We start from the raw sequence: 21,481 nt of genomic DNA, 5'->3' as shown, positions 1-21,481 counted from the left end.
CGGCGCGGTGTCATCGGTGTTGGTTAGTGAGCGTGATCGTGGTCGTGATCATCCATCAGACCAAGCCAGACCAGGCTGGCGGCCTGGAAGTCCAGGGCGATGGTCCGCAGAACCTCCCGCTCATGGGTGTCGATTTCGATGATGGACTGACCATCCGGTGTCAGTGCAAACAGGCGGTCTTCGCTGGCCGATTCGGTAAACGCAACTTGGTCATCCTCTGCCAGAGGCGCCATAACGTCCAGGGTGGCAACCAGTAGCCAGCTGTCGGCAGGGTCGAACAAGCGAAGCTTGCCGTCATTACCGAACACGTAGAAGGTTTCGCCATGACCATCAAAACCCTGGGCAACGCGAGTGACGCCTTCGCCCAGAGTCAACTCCAGGTAGGGCTCGGCATCTTCCGGGTTGATGACGAAAAGCTGGTTTCCGGCAACACCGACCAGGGCGTCGACGTCATGATGAGCAACCAGGGTGCCAATGCGACTGCCGTCGATCAGGGTTGGTGGGGTATCCAGTTTTTCCGCGGGGAAGGTATCGTCTTCCAGATCGATCACCAGCACACCATCGGAGCAGCCGAAGGCCAGGGCATGGTGATTGGCTGCCGCGCCATGCAGGCGTGGGCATTGTTCAGCGTAGAGGTGTTCGTGGGTGAAACTGCCACCGTCCAGCTGGTAACGCTCAACTTCCGCTGGCAGGGTCGTATCGGTGATCGATGAATCACGACGGGTAACGAACAGGCGATCCCCAACCATCTTGGCAACGCCATGCATGTTGTTGTCACGACCCAGAGATGCGACCTCACTGTTACTTTCCAGGGAGTGGTCGGAGAAGACTGTCACCTTGGCGTTGGCCGCGCTGGCCGCGCCGTCGTAGAACACCACGCCATACTCTTCGCCGAGGGAATAGTGGGTGGGCCGGTGATCGTTCAGCGTCAGGCTCAGCATGGATGGCGTTTCCGCGTAATCATGCATGTGGTCGCCGTGGTCTTCGGTATAGAGTCCGCTGTCAACAAAGGACACCAGGTCATCTCCACGCTGGATGACTACCCCATACCGTGCGTTGGGTGATCGGTACAGGCGGGGTGCCTCACCGTCCAGGGGGAATTGTTCCAGTATGCTTCCGTCGTCCAGGTCCATCACCTTGATCTGTGAGCCGGTGCTGTCATAAATGGCCAGGCGCCCGGCGGTCTCGATCTCTGTGTGGTCGTGACCGTCACTGGAGCTGCTGCCGCCGCATCCAGAAAGCATGAGTGCTGAGGCTGCGACAATGGATGTAATGATCAGCCTTGGTGTTACCGGTTTTTGAGCGGGGGGTGCTAGTTTCATTGAATTCTCACTCCTTTGTTCATGTTATAACGTTGCATTAAAAGTTCAGGATGAAAGCCAATCGAGGCCAACAATCAGTCTTGGGGTGCCATTCGGCTGCGGTGAACGATGCACCAGTCCCCGGCCCTCATTGCCCTCCCATGCTTCGCCCTTCAGAAGGGCGACGGCGGCAGTGGGTATGGTTTGAATTTGATCTGAGGGAACACTTTGCTCTGGCAGAGGGCCTTCACCAGCAGGACGGGTAACAAGGGGTTCGGGTAGCCACTCGGTTCCTGGCCCGCGGTAAGTGCAAAGCAGCCGCACCGGTACCCGATCCACATGAAATCTGGGGCACATAGTGTCAGCCAGAACATGTATGCGAAGACCTATCGCTTCAGGCTCAAACAGGCACTGATACATCTCTGCCAGCTCGTCGACATCGGCAATCCAGTGGTTGGAACCTTCGATATCAAGAGCCCACCCGGGCAATGCAGTGGCCGCACTTTGCCCACGTTCGAGGCTGACGAAACGTTCAAGGTTCCCCGCGCGGCTACAGAATTCATTTACGAATGCGGCCCAGTGGTTGTTCCGGGGTCTCTGCCAGACGGCCAGGTTAACGTTGTCACGGAGTATTTCCGCAAGGCACTGTACATTTTTCCCGTGGACACTTAAGGAGTGTTCGAGGTTATGAGGGTGTTGTGTCATCGCTGGAACCTCTTGGTCTGGCGAGAGAAGCCGAATCCGGGCTGACAATGTTATGTTATAACATATGAATTGTGAAGGGCTGACATGAATTGGCGAAACGGGTTTGAGGAAGTTGACCGGGGTTTGAGAGATATCAAGTTTTCAGCCTGCCGGTCGGCAGGATCGGTGATACACTCAATTTAGTTCATTTTATCAACCAGTTTGCAGCGGCTGCTTTCTCGCATCAGGAGACTGTGTGTCAATCAAAGTGACGATTGGTGGGGCCATGACAAGGCTCGTGCTTGCCTGCTTGATGATGGTGTTGGTAAGCCATCACGGGGTCGCGGCCGGAGAGTCTGAAAGGTTCGTATGCACCACACTCTTGGCCAGTGGTAACCCTCAGTACCCACCTCTGCTTTGGCGTTCAGACCGGTCGCCCGGGGAGCTGGTTGGCGCTATACCAGCATTTTTGCGGGAGCTGACAGAGCCGCTCGGAGTTAAAGTTGAGGTTCGGGACAAGGGTTCCTGGGCCAGGGTGCAGCATCTTGCAAAGCTGGGTGATCTTGATCTCGTGGCCGGCGCTTTCATGACATCGGAGCGCATTGGTTATATGGATTATGTGTTGCCGCCGATGACTCACTTGCCCACCAACGTCTGGGTGCCAAAGGACCGGCCTTTTGAGTATCGCCATTGGCCGGACTTGCTGATGAAGCGGGGCAGCACCCTGATCAACAACAGTTTTGGTCAGCGTTTCGATCAGTACGCAAAAGCAAACCTGATGATCGAAGGGGTGCGCACGATTGAACAGTCATTCCTGATGGCCAGGGCGGGCCGAGTTGACTATGTGTTGTACGAACAACTTCAGGGGCAGGTGAAACTCCAGAGGCTCGGGCTTGCCGGCGATTTTATTGCACTGGACCCACCGATTTCGAGGGAGGGGCTGTTCTTTGCGTTTCCGAAAGGCTCACCGTGCAATTCAGAATCCTTCAGGGAAGCCTTTATGGAACGGCTTTCGCACCTGACGGTGAACAGAAGATTGCCCGCGCTTATCGAGGAATATACGGCCCGGTACGTTGGCAATCAGGATTTATAACGGTGCATCGAGGTTGACCTGACAACGTCCAAGCTCTTTCGAGCGATAGAGTGCCCGGTCTGCTCTGTGTAGCAGGTCTTCCAGGCGCTGGTCTTGCCGCCCCAGACGGGTAATCCCAAAACTCGCGCTGATCTGGATTGCATGGTTCCGATAATCCACTGTGAGGCTGGTCAGCGCACTCAGAAGTCGGTGAGCGGTATCCAGAGCTTCCTGCTCCGTGGTTTCCGGGAGCAGGAGTGCGAATTCTTCGCCGCCCATCCTGGCAAGGATGTCATAGTCGCGGATGTTCTCACCAAGCGTTGAAGATACCTTGCGAAGCACCTCATCGCCCGCCTCGTGACCGTGGGTGTCGTTGACTTGCTTGAAATGGTCGAGGTCCATCATGATCAGTGCCATCGGGGACTGTTGTCGCAGGGCGCGGCTGAGTAGTTGATTGCCAAACTCAAAGAACGCCCGGCGATTCCTGAGCCTGGTCAGTTCATCCTCGAACGCGGCGGCCCGAGCCCGCTCGTGGGCTTCGTGTAACGCCAGCTCCATGTTCTTTCGTTCAGTTATGTCAGTTGCAATCTCCAGCCTCGCCAGCCGACCATCTGTCCACTGAATAGCCTGGTCCCGGCATTGGTACCAGCGTTGGTCGAGCTGATTCTGGAACTCCCAGACATGAGGTGCGTTGGCGGTGCCGTCATCGGCGACAAGTAGGTCATTCGTGCAGAAAGAGCAAGGGCCGTCGCTGTCTTGCAGCGCCTGCCAGCATTTGCGGCCGTCTATGCTGCCCCAGATGCGGCGGCCGTAGGCGTTCATGTAAAGTAATTCGTGGGTCTCGAAGTCAGACACATAAACCAGGGCATCGAGATTGTCGAGCACGGCCTGCAGGCCCTCGGCGGAGGTACTGGTGTCCGGAACCGGTTTTTCCGGCTGGGCGGGTAGGTTGATGGTTGGTATCCCGGATCTCATTGGTACTTTTGTCTTCGCTTGATTTTTCGCCAATGTGTTGCCGAGTATGGCGTTTTTGGCCGTCGCCTGCACCTGGAATCTGTCTTATTCTTGGGTTTGTGCCTACGTTTGCCATCCGACTTCGGATGGTGTTCGTCAGAGAAAAAACGTTTCAGGAGCAACGGTATGGGGCATCGATCTTTGCCACTATGGTGGTTGGCGTTTGCAGCGGCACTGATTCCCTTGCTGACGATCCACCTGACCTTTGCCGTGTCGGTAATAGAAGGGTATGTGTCGTGGTGTGTGCCGTATTGGGACAGCTGCACCAGTATCAGCCGCACAGGGCGCCACGGTACCGCTTATTTCATTTTTAAGGGGACCATGCTGCCGGCAGCGCTGCTGGGGATTCTGTTCTGGTGGCTGAACGGTCTCTGGTTGCGCCAGCTTGGTGTTCAGGCTCGGCGTGTTGCCTGGATTCCATGGCTCGGGTTGGTTGCCTGTGCTGCCCTTGCCTTTTATACCCTGGCGCTGGGCCATGCGGGGGACGGCTTTAACCTGACTCGCCGTATTGGCGTTGTTCTGTACTTCTCATTCACCTATCTGTGCCAGTTGCTGATCAGTGCCTGCCTGATGAATCATCCCAGGTGGTATACCTCTGGCCTGCGCTTGTTGCGCCTTTGCCAGCTGACGCTGGCGGTGGGCATTCTCTCGGTGATTCTGACCGCAGTGGTGCCGGACTGGTACAGCCAGAAAGACGATGCCTTTGAGTGGGTGCTGGCGCTGCTGATCAACCTGCACGCGCTCTGGCTGGCGTTGCTTTGGCGGCGCAGCGGGTTTCGCGCCAGGCTGTGGGCGGATTGACGGCCGGCGGGACAGGCTGGGGCCAGCTTGCTAGACTGCCGGCAAAATGGATCTTCTGAGCCCGCCACCATGACCACGACGACATCGCCAGGTCTTTGCCCCTGCTGCAGCGGCAAGGCCTACCGTGACTGCTGCCAACCCTGGCATTCCGGGCAGCTGGCGCCCACCCCCGAGGCGCTGATGCGCTCTCGCTATGCTGCGTTCGTGCTGCGCAATCCGGACTACCTGCTGGCCACCTGGCATCCGGACACCCGGCCCGGGGAGCTTGAGCTGGAACACTCTCCGGACTGGGCATCGTTACGGATTCTGGATGCCAGTGAGCAGGGCTCCCGTGGGCGCGTTCATTTCCTTGCGGTCTACCGGGCTGGAACCGGTTGGGGCTATCTGGAGGAAGTTTCTGACTTTGCACGGGTGGATGGCCGCTGGTTCTACGTGGCTGGCGAAACGGGCGAGGGTGCCCTCAAGCCCGGCCGCAACGAACCTTGCCCGTGCGGCAGCGGGAGAAAGTATAAAGCCTGTTGCCTGAAGCGGTGATCACTCGAAGTCGGGCAGTTCCGGTTTCACCACGGGTTTGCCTGCTTCTGCCCAGGCATCAAAGCCGCCTTCGATAGACAGCACGTTAAGGTAGCCCATTTCCTTCAGGGACCTGGCGCTGAGCGCCGCGCGGCCGGAGTTCTTGCAGTAGAGCACAATCTTCATCTGCCGGTCGTCGAAGGCAGGATCGTTGCTGAACTTGAACTCCAGCAAACCCCGGGAAACATTGACCGCACCGGGTAGGTGGCCGGCCCGGTACTCCTCGCCATCACGGACATCCAGAAGTAGATCGGCTTTTTGAATCGCTGTGTCGGCATCGGCCAGTGGCACTTCCTGGATTTCTTGCTTTGCAGCGGCAACCAAATCGTGTGCAGTTTTCATGTTCACTCCTCGGCAAATCAGACAATGGTGTCAGGTTAAGACAATTCACGGGTTCCCGTCACCCATGCTGTGATAGATTGTGTCGATCAGTGATGAGGAACCTATGCAATCGACATCTCCGGTTAACCGGGAAAACACCAAAGGTGTTGTGTTCGGCCTTGCTGCATACACGATGTGGGGCAGCTTTCCCCTGTACTTCGCGTTGTTCAAGGGTATTCCCGCCTGGGAAGTGTTGATTCACCGGGTGATCTGGTCGTGCCTGTTTCTTGCGATTGTTATTTCCCTGCTAAAACGTTGGTCTGCGGTTACGGCAGCATTGAAACAGCCGAAACGGCTCGGGTTTGTGCTCGGTTGCGCGGTGTTTATTGCCCTTAACTGGGGCGTCTACATTTATGCCGTGGAAACCCGGCACGTGCTGCAGGCCAGCCTGGGGTACTTCCTTACCCCGCTGGTGAATGTGGCCATGGGGCTGCTGATTCTGGGGGAGCGGATTTCACGCTTGCAAGTGGTTGCGGTGACCCTTGCGGCAGTGGCGATTCTGTACCAGTTTGTTCTGCTGGGTGAGCTGCCCTGGATTACCCTGGTGCTGGCGTTCAGCTTTGGCACCTACGGGTTGATGCGAAAGAAGGTCGAGCTGGATGGGCTGTCTGGCCTGTTTGTGGAAACTCTGCTGTTGCTGCCGCTGGGGCTGGTGACGCTGGCCTGGTTGTCATCGGAGGGTTTGTCTCACTTTGGTGGCACCAGCTACAGTACCTTGCTGTTGCTTTCCAGCGGTGCGGTTACTGCCATTCCCCTGCTGGCCTTCGCCGGTGCCGCCCGGCGGCTGAAGCTCTCGACGGTGGGGTTTCTGATGTACATCAACCCCACTATCCAGTTCCTGATTGCGCTTTTTGTGTTCCACGAGCCCCTGAGCACCGCGAAACTGGTGAGCTTTAGCATGATCTGGGTGGCGCTGGGGATTTATTCCTGGTCGGCCTGGGATCAAAGGGGGAGATCATGAAACAGCGCATCATCGGCTATCACCAAGACGACGAAAACCATTGGGTGGCGCAGCTGGCCTGCGGGCATAACCAGCATGTGCGCCACGATCCGCCGTGGGTGAACCGCCCATGGGTTGTTACCCCGGAAGGGCGGCAGGCCATGCTGGGAGTTGAGCTGGACTGCAAAAAGTGTGACGAGGGTGCTCCGGCCGATGAGCAGCCAGGCCTTCAGGCCATCGTCTCCAGATAGGCTTCCAGTTCGTTAGCCAGCCAGCCTACCACGGCGCCGCCCTGAGCTTGTTCTGATTCCAGGGCGCTGAAGACCTTCCACCAGCGCGCGCTGCGGTGGTGGATGGTTTTCAGTTGTTCTCTCCGCAGTGCCTCAGCAATTAACGGTAACGGCAGGTCCGCCCAGCCGGCGCCGTCCATCACCGCATCCCGGATCAGCTCGTACTGGGTAAACGCCAGGTAGTTGGCGGTTTCCGGTGAGTCTGCCACCAGCACTGAATCCTGCATGTAGGCAATGGTGATTTCGGTGTGGCTGATCAGATCATCCTGGGTTACCCGTTTCAGTTGGCTAAGTGGATGCTCGGGCGCAGCGACGGTCAGCATGCGCACGTCAGCCAGCTCGCGGAACCATTGGTAGCCCTCATTCGTCAGTTCCGGCATCAGGCCGTAGGCGACATCCACCGACTGGTTACGGACCAGCGAGGGCAGTTCTCTCGGAGGGGCAAGATAGATCGACAGGCTGGTTTGCGGAAACCGCTGTTTCAGGCGGCGCAGGATGTCTCGCCACACGTCCTCGGGAATGGCATCGTCCCGGGCGATGCGCAAGACCGATTCGGCGCCGCTCAGGTGGTGCTGGCAGCGGGCCTGTATCTGGCCGGCGACCTGATCAAAGCGCCGACAGTCGGTGAGAATGGACTGGCCGATAGAGGTCAAATGCAGCTGGTTGCCGCTGCGTTCAAACAACTCAACCCCCAGCTCGTCCTCCAGCGAGGCCAGCACGGTGCTGACCGTCGTCCGGCTGCGGTTCAGCTCGCGGGCGGCCGCGGCAACGCTGCCGTTCCGGACCACGGATAGAAAGGTTTTAATCTGGGAAGTTTTCATGCCTATCTCATTGCGCCGGATTTTCCGTCGCTCAGCGACTCACGCCTTCGTGATGATGCCGATAATATGGCCGGCAATTCTCAGGAGGTCAAAATGTTTACTTCTCTGGCGCGGGAAAATATGGCGCTGACATTATCTGCGGCCGGTGCGGGCTTGTTTGCTGTCGTCGGTATCGGCTGGGGGCTTTGGGTTGATTCCCTGGTCATTCTTTTCGATGGCGCCTATTCACTGATCAGTCTGGCGCTGTCCCTGCTTTCTCTCTATGCCGCTCGCCTGGTGCGTCGGCCAGCAACAGAAGACTATCCGTTTGGTTTGGGTGCGGTGGAGCCGCTGGTGATTGCGGTGAAAGGCCTGGTTATTGCCCTGGTGTGTGTGCTTTCGCTGGCCTCGGCGGTGGTTTCGCTGCTGCAGGGAGGCCGTGCGGTGGCCGCCGACATGGCCATGGTGTTTGGTGCGGTGAACGTCGTGGGTTGCCTGGCCGTGTGGGTGTATCTGCGCTGGTCCGGCTTCCAGAACGACTCTGGCCTGGTCAGGGCCGAGCAGAGGCAGTGGCTGATGGACAGCGCCCTGAGTGCTGCTGTGATGATCGGTTTTGCCGCCGCCTGGATGCTGGAGAAAAGTCAGTGGTCAGAGCTGGCAGTATACGCAGACCCGGTGATGATGCTGGTGATCTCGGTGTATTTTATGACCGTGCCGGTGAAGATGATTCTGGAGTCAGTGCGGGAGTTGCTGCTGGCGGCACCCTCGGAAGATGCCATGGACGATATCCAGGAAACCCTGGAAGACCTTGGCTTGAATCCGGGCCAGGTGAGAGTGGCGAAGCTGGGCCCCAACCTGCTCCTGGAAGCTCGTATGGTCAGAATCTGAACCTCGTGTTCTGGCATCAGCCAGCCTTCAGCCCGCCGATGGACAGAATCAGTCTGCGGGTGTCGTCCTTTTTGATGGTCAGGTGGTCCAGCAGTGCCTGAAGTGCGCCGTTTGGATCCTCCGGGTGGCTTGAAGCAAACCGATTGACCAGCTCAATCTGGACATGCAGATCCTGGAATCGGCCATAGAGATCCTGGCGCTGTCGCAGGGTCTTAAGGGCGGATTTCCAGCGGTCGATGTCCAGTTCCATCAGGTAGCGGATGCGCTTCAGGAGTTTGCGCAGATTGTGGATGTCCTCGTCAGGCGAGTCGTGCAGCAGTTCTGCGGTTTTCCGGTTGAACATTCGTAGCCGGTGGTCAACGCTTTTTTGAATGTCCCTGGTACTGAGTTTGTCGATCAGTTTGCGGAATTGCCGTGACTGCAGCTCGTCTTCCCAGCTGTGCAGGCTCTGCCGGTAACGTTTGCTTGCAAGCCGTTTCGCCAGTTTTTTCTGTTCCTTGTCCACCCGCGCGCAGACCCATTGCTCCAGTGCCCGCAGGAGTTCTGGCTGGTCACTGCATAGCGGCGGCAGATCCTGGCTGAATACGTGCAGGTCCCGCAGGTTGCTCGTGGCCTGGGCGTGTCGTTTCAGGTGGGAAATGTGGCTCTTCAGTGATTTGTTTCCGGTCACCTCGGCCAGGGATTCGGCCACGGCGCGGCTGCGACGTAGGGCAATGCGATACTGGTGGAGAAACTCATCGTCCAGGCCGAGCATCACCCCCCGATGTAACTGGGTAAGACTCTCGGCCTGCCCCAAAAGCACTGACGGAGTGTCTTTGATCGTCGCTTTGCCAGCGTTCTTGTGCCGTTTCTTATTCTTGCGTTTGAAAGCCTCATAACTGAAGTCCACCGGGGTCAGAAAGGTTTCAAGCCGCCCCTCCTGTTTACCGAGTTTGCGCCAGTGTTTGATCGGTAGCCGGATGTGAATAAAACTGGCCGTGGGAAGTTCGAATGGCGCCTGTGGCACCAGGCTGGCTGCCAATTCCAGAAGCGCCGGGTTATGCCCGACAATGGCCAGTGTCTGCACCTGATCGCCGCAGGTCTGCAGCCACTGTAATAGACGGCGGTAGTCAAAAGTGTAGAGTTCCGGGGCAGTGTAAACCTGCACGTCAGAAGGTGAACCGGGGAGGATGCCCTTCAGTGTTTGCTGGGCGCGCAGGGCAGGACTTGCGTGAATTTCTCCGGTCATGGCCCCATAACGCCGCAGTGCCCGCCCCAGTGGTGCCAGTTGTTCCTCGCCTCTGGGATTGAGCGGGCGGTCCTTGTCGCTGAGGCTTTCGTTATCCCAGTTGGACTTGGCATGGCGGATGAGAAAAAGATGCTTCACGGTGGGTTCTCCCCGGCACAGCTGACATGAAACTTTAGTCTGACACAGGCTCAAGTCGTTTACATGACGGTCGATACCCGAACTATCTGGAAGGCTTGATACAAAAGGCCTGGCAATAAAGTCGACATGTTTGTACTTCTGTATCGGTATACAGGCGTTAACAAACTGGAACAGCCTTGTGAGTGGCACTGTGGATAATCCCGAGGCCTGAGTAGACAACCCGGAGCAGAACCATGACATTCTTGAGTAACCTGACTATCCGAGCTCGCCTTCTAATTGGCGTATTGGTCCCAGTTCTTGTTACGGCGGGTACCATTGCCTGGATCACCGCCAGCCAGATTCGTGCAAACGGAGAGGCGGAGTTGGAGCGCCTGGAGGAGGAACTGCTGGATGCCCGAAAGGAAGGCTTGAAGAATGTTGTGGAAACGGCCCGCGCGGTGGTCATGGAAGTGAAGAACAACTCCGGATTGGGCGACAGGGAAGCTCGGGAGGAAGCCCGACAAAGGCTTCGCTCCATTACATTCGGGCAGGATAACTACGTCTTCGCCTATGCTCGTAATCTGGAAAATCTGGCCTATGCTCCGGACCCTTCCCTTGAGGGGCCGACGACCAACCCCACCACTCAGAAACTGGTTCGGGACCTGTTCTCAGCTGCAGGAACCGATGGCTACTATGGGTATGATTGGCCAAACCCCGCCTCGGGAGAGGTGGAGCCTAAAGTGTCCTATTCGAGCATCATCCCGGGCTGGGACTGGATGATCGGCGCTGGTATCTACGTAACCGACATCGAGCGTGTTTTGGTCGAGGCGCGCAAGGAAATCGATTCGGCCATAGCGGCGGCCATGGGCTTTATCCTGTTGGTGACGGTTATCGTGGTTGTCGTATCCCTGATCATCGGCCTGGTGATTGGCCGCACTGTGACAGCGCCACTGAACAAAGTCAGCAATATCATGCAGGAAATTGCCGATGGTGATGGCGATCTGCGCCAGCGTTTGCCGGAGGATGGCAAAGACGAGCTGGCGGAACTTGGCCGCCGGTTCAATCATTTTGTGATCAAGATTCAGGACACCATTCGCGAAGTGGGCTCCACCACCGATCAGGTCGCCTCGGCCGCCGAAGAGTTGAGCCGGGTAGCCAACGAAACCCGCCAGTCGGTTCAGGAACAGGGCTCGGAAACGGACCAGATTGCTTCTGCGATCAATGAAATGGCAGCCACCATCCAGCAGATTTCTGGCAATGCCAATGAAGTGGAAAGTGCGGCCTCGGACGCTGACCGCATGGCCCGCGAAGGTGGTGAAACCATCACCAGCGCGCAGGGTGCAGTCAACCAGCTGTCGGAAGAGATGGAGAGCACAGCGGCCAGCATCAACGCCCTGGCGGAGAAATCCAATGATATCCAGCAGGTTCTGGATGTGATCCATGCGGTCACCGAACAGACTAACCTGCTGGCCCTTAACGCGGCCATTGAAGCGGCTCGGGCGGGTGAGCATGGTCGAGGCTTCTCGGTGGTGGCGGATGAAGTCCGGCAACTGGCCAAACGCTCTGCGGAATCCGCCGACCAGATCCGGGAAATGATTGACGGCTTTGTGGCCGAATCCAAGGCCTCTGTTGAACGAATGAACCATTCCCGCAAAAGTTCCGAAGCCACCGTCGAGCGGATCAACCACGCTACCGGTGCGCTGAACACCATTGTGACCTCGGTGACCCAGATTCATGACCAAGTGACCCAGATCGCTACCGCGGCGGAGCAGCAGAGCCAGGTGGCCGAAGAAATCAACCAGAACGTGGTGCGCATTGTTGATGCGGCCCAGCGCAGTGACACCGGTGTTACCCAGACTAACGAAGCCAGTCACGAGCTGGCCAGGTTGGGTGAGCATCTTCGTGAGCTGGTGGGGCAGTTCAAAGTCTGAGGATGCCCTGGACCGGCCCGCCGCATTGGCGTGGCCGGCCTCCAGGGTTATCATGGCTTTCTATTACTTGTTCGTTTCACCCTGAAACCAATAACAATGGAAGCCAACACCATGTCTACGCGCAGAATCTTCGTGGCGGCCCTTACGATGGTTGCCCTGCTGGCCAGCCCGTTTACGGTGGCCGAGAAAACCTACACCATCCGCCTGGCCGAAACCTGGGGCCCAAACTCCAAAATCCTGGGCGAGGCGCCTCGCAACATGGCTGCCATGGCCGAGCGAATGTCTAACGGCCGCCTGAAGTTCCGGATCGATTCCTCAAACAAACACAAGGCACCTTTTGGCATCTTTGACCTGGTGCGCAACGGTCAGTACGACATGGGCCACACTGCCTCTTACTACTACAAGGGCACCATCCCTAATGCCATGTACTTCACCACCATACCGTTTGGCATGATCGCGCCGGAAATGTATGCCTGGTTCTATCACGATGATGGCATGGCGCTGATGCAGAAGGTCTACGAGCCCTACGGCCTGCTGTCGTTTCCGGGTGGTAATACCAGTAACCAGATGGGTGGTTGGTTTCGCAAGGAAATCAACTCTCTGGACGACCTCAAAGGCCTGAAAATGCGCACCCCGGGCTTTGCCGGAGAAGTGATGTCCGAGCTGGGTGTGGCCGTCACCAACCTTCCGCCCGGCGAGCTTTACACAGCCCTGGAGCGGGGCACCATTGATGCCGTGGAATGGGTTGGCCCGGCTCTGGATCTGCAGATGGGCTTTCACCAGATCGCCAAGTACTACTATTCCGGCTGGCAGGAACCCAATGCCGAGGTGCAGTTCCTGATCAACAAGAAATCCTGGGATTCGCTGCCGGCGGACCTTCAGGAAATCCTGAGAGTGTCCATGCGCACCGCAGCCTATGATATGTACATCCAGAGCACCCATGAGAGCGGTGTTGCCTGGAGCCACATGACCGAGGACTATCCGGACGTCACCCACAAAGTGTTCCCGCCGGAAGTCATCAACGCCTTGCGTGACACCACCAATCGTTTACTGGATGAGTTCGCGGAGAAAGACGAACTGGCCCGTGAAATCATCACCTCCCAGCGCGACTACCTCAGCCAGGTGCGGCCCTGGACCAACATTTCGGACAAAGCCTATCTGGATAGCGTTGCGGACCAGTGAGCAGGAGTTTGGCAAGCGTGTCTGAATGAGTTGAGGTCAAGGGGCGCCGGGATTGCGGATTATCCCGACGCCTCTTTCTGTTTGTCCCTGTTTCTGGAAAAATAGGCCGCTCATTCTTTGGGCAGGGCCGATGAAACAGACACTGCTATCACTGAGCAATCTCTCCAAGCAATTTGACGGCAAAGCAGTACTGGATTCGCTGGATCTGGAAATCCTTGATGGCGAGTTCATTACCCTGTTAGGGCCGTCCGGTTGTGGCAAAACCACCCTGTTACGGCTGATGGCCGGTTTCGATCATCCGGATGACGGGACCATCCTGCTCGGTGGTCAGGACCTGACCCACACTCCGCCAGAGAAGCGCCCACTCAACACCGTGTTCCAGAACTACGCGCTGTTCCCCCATATGTCGGTGTTCGACAATGTGGCCTATGGCCTGAAAATGGAAAAGCGCCCTAAGCACGAGATTCGCCAGCGGGTAGAGGAAGCTCTGGCCATGGTTCAGCTGGAAGATTTCGCCCGGCGTAAGCCGCATCAGCTCTCCGGAGGTCAGCAGCAGCGAGTAGCCATTGCCCGTGCAGTGGTCAAAAGGCCGAAGATGCTGCTGCTGGACGAGCCCCTGTCTGCCCTGGATTACAAGTTACGCCGCACCATGCAGGTAGAACTCAAACGCTTGCAGCGCGAGTTGGGTATTACCTTTGTGTTCGTCACCCACGACCAGGAAGAAGCGCTGTCCATGTCGGACCGTGTGGTGGTTCTTAAAGATGGCCTGGTTCAACAACTGGGCACGCCCAGAGAAGTTTACGAGCGGCCGGCCAACCTGTTCACCGCCCGGTTCGTGGGCGAGACCAATTTCTTCCCTGGCCGCATCGACAAAGCCAACGGCGATGACACCATTACCGTGGATGTGTTTGGCCTCAAACGCACTTTTCGCAAACCCGACTTCCCGGTGGCTGACGGCCAGCCTTTGCATGTTCTGTTGCGCCCGGAGGACATACGGGTTCTGGCGCCGGATGACGACGACGGTGTAGCCGGCAAGGTGGTGGAACGGAACTACAAGGGCAGCACCCTGGATTCGGTTATTCACCTGGACGACGGCACCGAGGTACTGGCGTCGGAATTTTTCGATGAAGACGACCCCACCTTTGACTACCGTTTGGGTGAGCCGGTGAAAGTCAGCTGGGTAGACGGCTGGGAATGGCTGCTGCCCATGGAGAGCCCGGAAGCTGAAGCGGAAGCCAGTCTGGATGAGTAGCGTCACACAGCAGCCGTTTCGCCTGGCGGTACTGGTGCTGGTCTGGGGCTGGCTACTGTTCCTGGTATTGACCCCGAACCTGCTGGTGGTGGGCGCCAGTGTGATGACCCGGGACCCAGGCAGCTTTCTGTCCCTGCCCCTGAACCTGGATGCCTACCGGCAGTTAATGAACCCCCTGTACCTGGATGTGTTCCTGCACTCCCTGTACATGGCGGCCATGACCACCCTGATCTGCCTGCTGATCGGCTATCCTTTCGCCTGGGCGCTGACCAAGGTTGGCAAGCAGCGGCAAATGTTGCTGATTTTCCTGCTGATCGTACCCTTCTGGACCAACTCCCTGGTGCGCACCTATGCCTTGAAGCTGCTGCTGGCCACCAATGGGCTAATTAATAATGCGCTGATGTCGTTGGGCGTCATCGATGCGCCTTTGCGAATGTTATACACCGAGGGTGCGGTGATTGTCGGGCTGGTGTACCTGTTGCTGCCCTTCATGATACTGCCGCTGTACGCGGTATTTGATGACCTGAGGGATGATCTGCTCCGGGCCTCTCACGACCTCGGCGCCGGCCGCCTTTCCACCTTTATCCACGTGATCGTGCCTCTGACTCTGCCAGGAGTGCTGGCGGGTGTGATGTTGGTTCTGTTGCCGGCCATGGGGCTGTTCTTTGTGCCGGATATTCTCGGCGGCTCCCGCAACTTGCTGGTGGGTAACGTCATCAAGAACCAGTTCCTGGATGCTCGTAACTGGCCCTTCGGCGCCGCCGCCAGCATCGTGTTGACCCTGGCCATGGCGTTTCTGATGTTTGCTCACCGCCTGAGTAAGCGGCGGATCGGGGAGGACGGTGTATGAGCCGCTGGTTGCCCCGCACCTACCTGACCCTGGTGTATGTTCTGCTGTACGTACCCATCATCGTGCTGGTGGTGTTTTCCTTCAACGATTCCCGTAGCGGTTACGAATGGGGTGGGCTTAGCCTGCGCTGGTATGAGGCGCTGTTCAATAACCGGGCCATGGTGCAGGCCATGTGGAACTCCCTGTGGCTGGCGTTGTCTGCCGCCACTGTGTCGACCATGATTGGTGCCCTCACCGCCCTGGCCCTTCATCGGTACCGGTTCCGGGGCAAGAAGCTGCTCAATGGCATGCTGTTTATTGTGATGATGTCGCCGGAGATCGTGCTGGCGATTTCACTGCTGGCGCTGTTCCTGTTAGTGGGCCTGAAACTGGGCTATGTGTCGTTGCTGCTGGCCCATGTCACCTTCTGTCTGCCGTTTGTGGTGATTACGGTCATGGCACGCCTGAGCGGCTTTGACGAACGCCTGCCGGAAGCCGCGCGGGATCTGGGTGCCAGCGATTTCACCATGACCCGCACGGTGCTGATCCCGGTGATCATGCCGGCTTTGGTGGCAGGCTGGCTGTTGGGGTTTACACTGTCACTGGACGATGTGGTCGTCAGTACCTTTGTCAGCGGCCCGAGTTACGAAATTCTGCCCCTGCGCATCTACTCCATGGTGCGGGTAGGGCTGAAGCCGGAAGTGAATGCATTGGGTACGCTGTTGCTGGTGTTCTCACTGTTCATGTTGATCTTGTCTCAATGGATATTGCTAAGGAGTAGACGATGAAGAAACTGGCACTGGCCGGTATGCTGGCCATAGGCCTGACCGGGTGTAGCTCTGAAGACCCGCAGGTGCTGAACCTGTACAACTGGTCCGAGTACATGCCCCAGGAAGTCCTGGACAGGTTCACCGAGGAAACCGGTATTCAGGTGGTTTACACCACCTACGACAGCAACGAAGCCATGTATGCCCGGCTGAAGTTGCTGGACGAGAGCGCTGCCTATGACCTGGCTGTGCCTTCGACCTATTACGTCAGCAAAATGCGCCAGGAAGATCTCCTGATGCCCATTGATCGCAGCAAGATTGAAGGCTTTGGTAACCTGGACGACGATCTGGTGAACCTGGATATTGACCCGGACAACCAGTACAGCATTCCTTATCTCTGGGGCACCACTGGCATCGCGGTGGACACCGATGACGTGGAAGGCGAGGTGACGGCCTGGGCAGATCTCTGGGATGAGCGCTTCCAGGGCCGTGTCATGCTGACCAACGACATGCGCGAAGTGTTCCATGTGGGCCTGCGGGTACTGGGTTATTCCGGTAACAGCACTGACCCGCAGGAAATCGAAGAAGCCTACGAAAAACTGGCGGAATTGATGCCGTCTGTGCGCACCTTCAACTCTGATGCGCCCCGCATGCCCTACCTGGAAGGCGAAGCCGACGTGGGTATGATCTGGAACGGCGAGGCGGTCATGGGCAAGGAGAGCATGCCCAGCCTGGAGTATGTCTATCCGGAAGAGGGCATTATCGCCTGGCTGGACAGCTTCGTGATTCCCAAAAACGCCCGCAACCCGGAAGCCGCCCATCAGTTCATCAGCTTCGTTCTGCAGCCAGAAATTGCAGCGCTGATAAGTGAGGACATCGGTTACGCCTCGCCTAACCAGGCGGCGCTTGAACTGTTGGATGAGTCCGTTGCCAACGACCGCGCGAGCTACCCGACCGATGCGGATATGGAGAATGCTGAATTCCAGGCGGATATCGGTGACGATGCCCTGCAGATCTACGCAAAGTTCTGGGAAATGCTGAAATCCGGTCGTTGAGGCCTTCCACCAGGGCGGTGCCAGTGCCGCCCTGAATTCTTCCCACCAGACCAGTTCTGTAACTGCTGTCTACGGTTTATACTGAAAGCATAGCGCCCACTAGCAGGTTTCGCTTTGCGTCCCTTTTCCTGTCGCACTTTACTCTCGCTTGCCTCACTCGTTTTGGCGTTATGCCTGTCGCAACCGGCGTTGTCTGCGATGCAGCCAGTGGATGAAGGCTGGCAATATCGCTGGGGCGACTCCCCTTTCCTGGCTGACGGCACACCGCTTTGGCTGGACGAACCGGACAGCGACAAACACTGGCATGACATTGCTTTCCCTTCCAACCCTCCTGGCCGCAAGGGGCAAGAACATGTCTGGTTCCGGGTGACGTTACCGGAAGGGGAGTGGTATGCGCCGGCACTTTACATCTACAGCGTCGATATCATCCTGCAGGTGTGGTTCCGGGGCGAGTTGCTGTATCAGTACGGCAGTTTCGACGAGCACGGCCGTGGCAAGTTCGAAGGCTGGCCCTGGCACGAGATTCCTTTGCCCGATGGCTACGAAGGCGAAACCATGTACTTCCGTGTGTTCTCAAATTACACGGATATCGGGTTATGGGGTGAGGTGGCCATTCTCGACCACCCGGACTTGGTGCTACACATCGTCAGCAATTCGGCCGAGAGCCTGGTCATTGCCGCGTTATCCGGACTGATTGCACTCCTTGCCCTGGTATTCGCCCTGATCCAGCGAGGCCAGAGAAGTTTCGCCAGCATTGCCCTGTTTGCCTTCCTGACCGGCGTAATGCTGCTGGCGGAAAGCCAGGCCAGCTTGCTGATCCTGTATCAGCCACTGCTGTGGGACTATCTTGCAGCGGGCTCTTATTATTTGATTCCGGTTGCACTGGCGCTCTTGTTAAGCCAGTGGCTCGACGCCCGTCGCCCCCGCCTGGTTCGCTGGCTGATGTGGCTGCATCTGGTGTTTGCGGCCCTTGCCCTTATGCTGGCGCTGCTCGGGTTAGTGAACCTGTCCTCTACATTCCCGGTGTTTGACGGTGTTTTGCTGATCTCCCTGGCATTAATGGTGGCGGTGGTTGTCGGGAATTTCAGTAGCCTGTATCGGGAGCAGCAGGTGTTTCTGTTTACCTGTGGCGTGTTTATCGTTCTGCTGATTCTGGATATGGCGGTTGCTCATGGCTTTCTCCCCTGGGGGCGGGTGCCGGTCAGTTGGGGGGCGCTGGCGTTCTCGCTGGCGCTTATCAGTATTTCTGTGTGGCATTACGGCAAAACCCAACAGGCCTTGCATCAGTTGACCGTTCAACTGGAGCAGAAGGTGGCTGAGCGCACTGCTCGAGCTGAAGCGCTTGCTGAGCGAGAGGTAGAGCGGTCACGGCTGTTAGCGCTGGAGAGCAAGAAAAGTCAGAAATTGGCGGACACCATTGCGGCCCTGCAGGACTGTGCGGGTGTGGAAGAGGCTTTCCAGCCTTTGCTTCAGGCGCTGCCGCAACTGTACTTGCCGATTGCTGGCTGTTTCTACCGGCGCAACCCGGGTGGCGGCTATGATCGGGCCTGCCTCTGGGGCAGATCCGCTGCCAATACCTTTCCACCCAGCCTGACGCAGGATCTTTCCGGCCTGACGGAGACCGTTTTGCCCGTGCGGAGCCAGGACGTACCTGCACAACTCTGTTTCCTGCTCCGGGTTGAACCAGCCCAGTTCGGGAATGTTCCTGAGGGCGTGTTGCTTTTGGAGCGACCGAATCTGCCAGACGTCGTGAAGGATTACGGCACCGCCCGGGTGGTTGCCTGGGTGTATCAGTCTGTCGAGAAGATCGGGATTACCCTGTCAGGGTTGGCCCTGCGATCCGAATTGCAACGGTTTTCCTATGAGGACAGCCTGACGGGTCTTAAAAATCGGCGCTACTTTGATGAGTTATTCCGACATGAGCGGGAAGTCGCCATCCGCTCAGAGCGCCCACTGAGCCTGTTGATTTTCGATATCGACCACTTCAAGCGCTTCAACGACAGTCATGGCCACGATGCCGGCGATGAGGTTTTGCGAATGGTTGGGAGAGTCCTTGAGAACTGCTTTCGCGGGAGCGATACGGTATGCCGTTATGGGGGAGAGGAGTTTACGGTTCTGATGCCTGGGGCGTCACGGGAGGAAGCCCGCCAGAGGGCGGAAAATCTTCGGGCAACCATTGCCGAATCTCAGGTTGAATACCTTGGAAAGCAGTTGGGCAATCTGACGATATCGGCAGGTATTGCATGCTGGCCGGAAAGCAGCCCGGAGTTCGACGAGCTGTTCCGGGCAGCCGACCGGGCGTTGTATCAGGCCAAGGCCGCTGGCCGTAACCGGGTGGTTACGGCCAGTGTTTGAGCTTAATGCCAGATGTTGCTGTCGATTTTCTCGTGCAGCTCCGGGTAATCCTTTGACTTGAAGTGGGGTACCAGTCCCTCTTTCCGTTGGGCCAGGTAGTCCTTGGTCAACTTGGCTACCGTGCCGGATAGCAGCACAATTGCCACCAGGTTGATGGCCGCCATCAGTCCCATCGAGGCATCCGCGGCGTTGAATACCGTAACCACGGCTTCATAGCCACCCCAGATAACCATGGCCAGGGCTGCCAGGCGAAGCAGGGTGAGCCCAAGGGTGCTGCCGCCTTTCAGGTAAATCAGGGCGTTCTCGGCATAGGTGTAGTTGGCCACGATGGACGTGAAGGCAAAAAACAGGATGGCGACGGCAATAAAGTAGCCACCAAATTCACCCAGGTGGACTTCCATGGCCTGCTGGGTCAGTTGCGTACCGGTGATGCCAGAACCGGGTTCCAGCACGCCGGCCAGCAGAATCATCACGGCTGTGGCGGTACAGATAATGATGGTGTCGACAAACACACCAAACGCCTGAACAAGGCCCTGTGACGACGGGTGGTGCGGTGCCGGTGTGGCGGTGGCCGCGATATTGGGGGCAGAACCCATGCCGGCTTCGTTGGAGAACAGGCCCCGCTTGATGCCGTTGAGCATCGCGGCGGTCACCGAGCCGGCGGCGCCACCGGCGGCTTCTTCCAGGCCGAAGGCGCTTTTGACGATCATCGTCAGAATGCCCGGTACCTCGGTGATGTTCATGGCCATCACGCCAAGTGCCAGGAGCACATAGGCGCCCGCCATAAACGGCACAACAAACTCGGCAAAACGAACGATCTTGCGCAGACCGCCAAATATCACGATGCCGGCGAGCGCCGCAATGACCACGCCAACACCTAGTTTGGGCGCACCAAAGGCACCCTCCATGGCGTCGGCGATGGAGTTGGCCTGTACAGCGTTGAACACCAGGCCAAACGAGATGATCAGGCAAACTGCGAAGATGGCCGCTGCCCATGGGGCTTTCAGGCCCTTGGCAATGTAAACCGCCGGACCGCCCCGATACTGGCCCTTGCCGTCACGCACCTTGTAGAGCTGTGCCAGGGTGCTTTCGGCATAGCCCGTGGCCATGCCCACCAGTGCTACCATCCACATCCAGAAAATGGCGCCGGCACCGCCGAGGTACAAGGCTACGGCCACCCCGGCCAGGTTGCCGGTGCCGACCCGGGAAGCAAGGCTGGTACACAGTGCCTGGAAAGGTGAGATCCCGTGAACGTCGCTTTCACGGGAACCGCGGATGGCCCGGACCATTTCGCCGAAATTGACGAATTGCAGAAAACCCAGGCGGATGGTGAAGAAGACACCGACGGCCAGCAGGCCGTAGACGAGGACATAACCCCAGAGAATCGAGTTGAGAAAATCGACAATTGCAGTCATGGGTAGACGCCTTGTGATTTGAGTTTTGTGAATTGAAAGAAACGCAAGGCGGGGGAGTCTAGCACGGTGAAAATCTGATCAGACTGCGGAAATCCGTGATTGCCAGAAGGCCGGTATTTTGCAATACCGGCCTGAGATTGCAGCATCAATGTCTGTTCAGACCACCAATACCGGGCATTTGGCATGGGACGCCACCCGGTGGGAAACACTGCCCAGGAACATGCCGTCTTTATCACTGTTGGTGCCTTTGGTACCAACGACGATCAGATCCGCCTCTTTGTCCTGGGCGAATTTTACAATCACCTTGGATGGCCGGCCGGCTTTCACAAAGCCGCGCACTTTGGTGGCGCCGTGCTCTTTGGCCATCTCTTTTGCGTGGTTCACCACTCCTTTGGCGTAATCCGACAGCACCTTGTCTGGAATGTCCATGTCGTCGGGGCGTCCGATCGACAATGACGCCTCGAACAGGCTGTGGTGTTTGTAGACGCACAGGATGAAAATCTCGGCATCCGGAATCAGCTTTTGCAGGTCAATCGCCTTATCCAGTGCTTTCAGCGAGGTTTTGGAGCCATCCACAGCTACCAGGATCCGTTTGAACATAGGTCT

General features: G+C 57.6%; 21 protein-coding genes. 13 read left to right on the top strand and 8 right to left on the bottom strand.

What is annotated here, in order from left to right:
* Positions 1–23: 23 nt before the first annotated feature.
* Positions 24–1,322, bottom strand: a complete 1,299-nt coding sequence (locus RVM24_RS17885) for a hypothetical protein (protein ID WP_431474490.1) — start codon at positions 1,320–1,322, stop codon at positions 24–26.
* Positions 1,323–1,367: 45 nt separating this feature from the next.
* On the bottom strand, positions 1,368–2,006 hold the full coding sequence (locus RVM24_RS17880) for a DUF1826 domain-containing protein (RefSeq protein WP_286920689.1): 639 nt from the start codon (positions 2,004–2,006) through the stop codon (positions 1,368–1,370).
* 235 nt (positions 2,007–2,241) lie between these two features.
* On the opposite strand from RVM24_RS17880, the gene RVM24_RS17875 reads away from it, so the two are divergent.
* Positions 2,242–3,078 (top strand): substrate-binding periplasmic protein, encoded by an 837-nt coding sequence (locus RVM24_RS17875; protein ID WP_227513292.1) that lies wholly within the window; start codon positions 2,242–2,244, stop codon positions 3,076–3,078.
* Here the strand turns inward: RVM24_RS17875 and RVM24_RS17870 are convergent.
* Positions 3,073–4,032, bottom strand: coding sequence for a GGDEF domain-containing protein (locus RVM24_RS17870; RefSeq protein ID WP_058093025.1), 960 nt, complete (start codon positions 4,030–4,032; stop codon positions 3,073–3,075). The genes RVM24_RS17875 and RVM24_RS17870 overlap by 6 nt on opposite strands.
* Before the next feature lie 165 nt (positions 4,033–4,197).
* Between RVM24_RS17870 and RVM24_RS17865 the strand changes: the two genes are divergently transcribed.
* The gene (locus RVM24_RS17865) at positions 4,198–4,872 is read left to right on the top strand and encodes a hypothetical protein (protein ID WP_058093024.1); all 675 of its coding nucleotides are present in this window, start codon (positions 4,198–4,200) and stop codon (positions 4,870–4,872) included.
* A gap of 69 nt (positions 4,873–4,941) precedes the next feature.
* Positions 4,942–5,406: a YchJ family protein gene (locus RVM24_RS17860; protein ID WP_227513291.1), complete on the top strand. Its 465-nt coding sequence runs from the start codon at positions 4,942–4,944 to the stop codon at positions 5,404–5,406.
* On the opposite strand, the gene RVM24_RS17855 is transcribed toward RVM24_RS17860, so the two are convergent.
* Positions 5,407–5,787 carry a rhodanese-like domain-containing protein gene (locus RVM24_RS17855; protein WP_058093022.1) on the bottom strand — a complete coding sequence of 127 codons (381 nt, stop codon included), beginning with the start codon at positions 5,785–5,787 and terminating at the stop codon, positions 5,407–5,409.
* 103 nt (positions 5,788–5,890) lie between these two features.
* Here RVM24_RS17855 and rarD point away from each other — a divergent pair, with 103 nt between their 5' ends.
* Positions 5,891–6,787: an EamA family transporter RarD gene (gene rarD, locus RVM24_RS17850; RefSeq protein WP_374786459.1), complete on the top strand. Its 897-nt coding sequence runs from the start codon at positions 5,891–5,893 to the stop codon at positions 6,785–6,787.
* Positions 6,784–7,017, top strand: coding sequence for a DUF3565 domain-containing protein (locus tag RVM24_RS17845; protein ID WP_374786458.1), 234 nt, complete (start codon positions 6,784–6,786; stop codon positions 7,015–7,017). The genes rarD and RVM24_RS17845 overlap by 4 nt, the downstream gene beginning before the upstream one ends.
* Here the strand turns inward: RVM24_RS17845 and RVM24_RS17840 are convergent.
* Positions 6,996–7,877 (bottom strand): LysR family transcriptional regulator, encoded by an 882-nt coding sequence (locus RVM24_RS17840; RefSeq protein WP_431474489.1) that lies wholly within the window; start codon positions 7,875–7,877, stop codon positions 6,996–6,998. The genes RVM24_RS17845 and RVM24_RS17840 overlap by 22 nt on opposite strands.
* Before the next feature lie 93 nt (positions 7,878–7,970).
* Between RVM24_RS17840 and RVM24_RS17835 the strand changes: the two genes are divergently transcribed.
* On the top strand, positions 7,971–8,744 hold the full coding sequence (locus RVM24_RS17835) for a cation diffusion facilitator family transporter (protein WP_431474488.1): 774 nt from the start codon (positions 7,971–7,973) through the stop codon (positions 8,742–8,744).
* A gap of 16 nt (positions 8,745–8,760) precedes the next feature.
* Here RVM24_RS17835 and RVM24_RS17830 read toward each other — a convergent pair whose 3' ends face one another.
* Positions 8,761–10,110: a CHAD domain-containing protein gene (locus tag RVM24_RS17830; RefSeq protein WP_431474487.1), complete on the bottom strand. Its 1,350-nt coding sequence runs from the start codon at positions 10,108–10,110 to the stop codon at positions 8,761–8,763.
* Between the two features lie 233 nt (positions 10,111–10,343).
* Here RVM24_RS17830 and RVM24_RS17825 point away from each other — a divergent pair, with 233 nt between their 5' ends.
* The 7 genes from RVM24_RS17825 (at position 10,344) to RVM24_RS17795 (ending at position 19,460) form a co-directional block, all read left to right on the top strand.
* Positions 10,344–12,020: a methyl-accepting chemotaxis protein gene (locus tag RVM24_RS17825; RefSeq protein ID WP_431474486.1), complete on the top strand. Its 1,677-nt coding sequence runs from the start codon at positions 10,344–10,346 to the stop codon at positions 12,018–12,020.
* Positions 12,021–12,131: 111 nt separating this feature from the next.
* Positions 12,132–13,202, top strand: a complete 1,071-nt coding sequence (locus RVM24_RS17820; RefSeq protein WP_431474485.1) for a TRAP transporter substrate-binding protein — start codon at positions 12,132–12,134, stop codon at positions 13,200–13,202.
* 130 nt (positions 13,203–13,332) lie between these two features.
* Positions 13,333–14,454, top strand: coding sequence for a spermidine/putrescine ABC transporter ATP-binding protein PotA (potA, locus tag RVM24_RS17815; protein ID WP_431474484.1), 1,122 nt, complete (start codon positions 13,333–13,335; stop codon positions 14,452–14,454).
* Complete coding sequence (gene potB, locus RVM24_RS17810; RefSeq protein WP_431474483.1) at positions 14,447–15,304, top strand: spermidine/putrescine ABC transporter permease PotB; 858 nt, start codon at positions 14,447–14,449, stop codon at positions 15,302–15,304. The genes potA and potB overlap by 8 nt, the downstream gene beginning before the upstream one ends.
* A complete protein-coding gene (gene potC, locus RVM24_RS17805) occupies positions 15,301–16,071 on the top strand; it encodes a spermidine/putrescine ABC transporter permease PotC (protein ID WP_058093013.1) in 771 nt (256 codons plus the stop codon). The genes potB and potC overlap by 4 nt, the downstream gene beginning before the upstream one ends.
* A complete protein-coding gene (locus tag RVM24_RS17800) occupies positions 16,068–17,105 on the top strand; it encodes an extracellular solute-binding protein (protein ID WP_431474482.1) in 1,038 nt (345 codons plus the stop codon). Before potC ends, RVM24_RS17800 begins: the two co-directional genes overlap by 4 nt.
* A gap of 198 nt (positions 17,106–17,303) precedes the next feature.
* Positions 17,304–19,460: a diguanylate cyclase gene (locus RVM24_RS17795; protein ID WP_431474481.1), complete on the top strand. Its 2,157-nt coding sequence runs from the start codon at positions 17,304–17,306 to the stop codon at positions 19,458–19,460.
* Between the two features lie 2 nt (positions 19,461–19,462).
* On the opposite strand, the gene RVM24_RS17790 is transcribed toward RVM24_RS17795, so the two are convergent.
* Together RVM24_RS17790 and RVM24_RS17785 are read right to left on the bottom strand one after the other, a co-directional pair.
* Positions 19,463–20,875, bottom strand: a complete 1,413-nt coding sequence (locus RVM24_RS17790; RefSeq protein ID WP_058093010.1) for an alanine/glycine:cation symporter family protein — start codon at positions 20,873–20,875, stop codon at positions 19,463–19,465.
* A 156-nt stretch (positions 20,876–21,031) separates the two neighbouring features.
* Complete coding sequence (locus tag RVM24_RS17785; protein WP_058093009.1) at positions 21,032–21,475, bottom strand: universal stress protein; 444 nt, start codon at positions 21,473–21,475, stop codon at positions 21,032–21,034.
* Positions 21,476–21,481 lie beyond the last annotated feature (6 nt).

The organism is Marinobacter sp. KM021 (assembly GCF_050707965.1).
GTDB lineage: Bacteria > Pseudomonadota > Gammaproteobacteria > Pseudomonadales > Oleiphilaceae > Marinobacter > Marinobacter shengliensis.
This window is presented reverse-complemented; position numbering and strand designations above follow the sequence as displayed.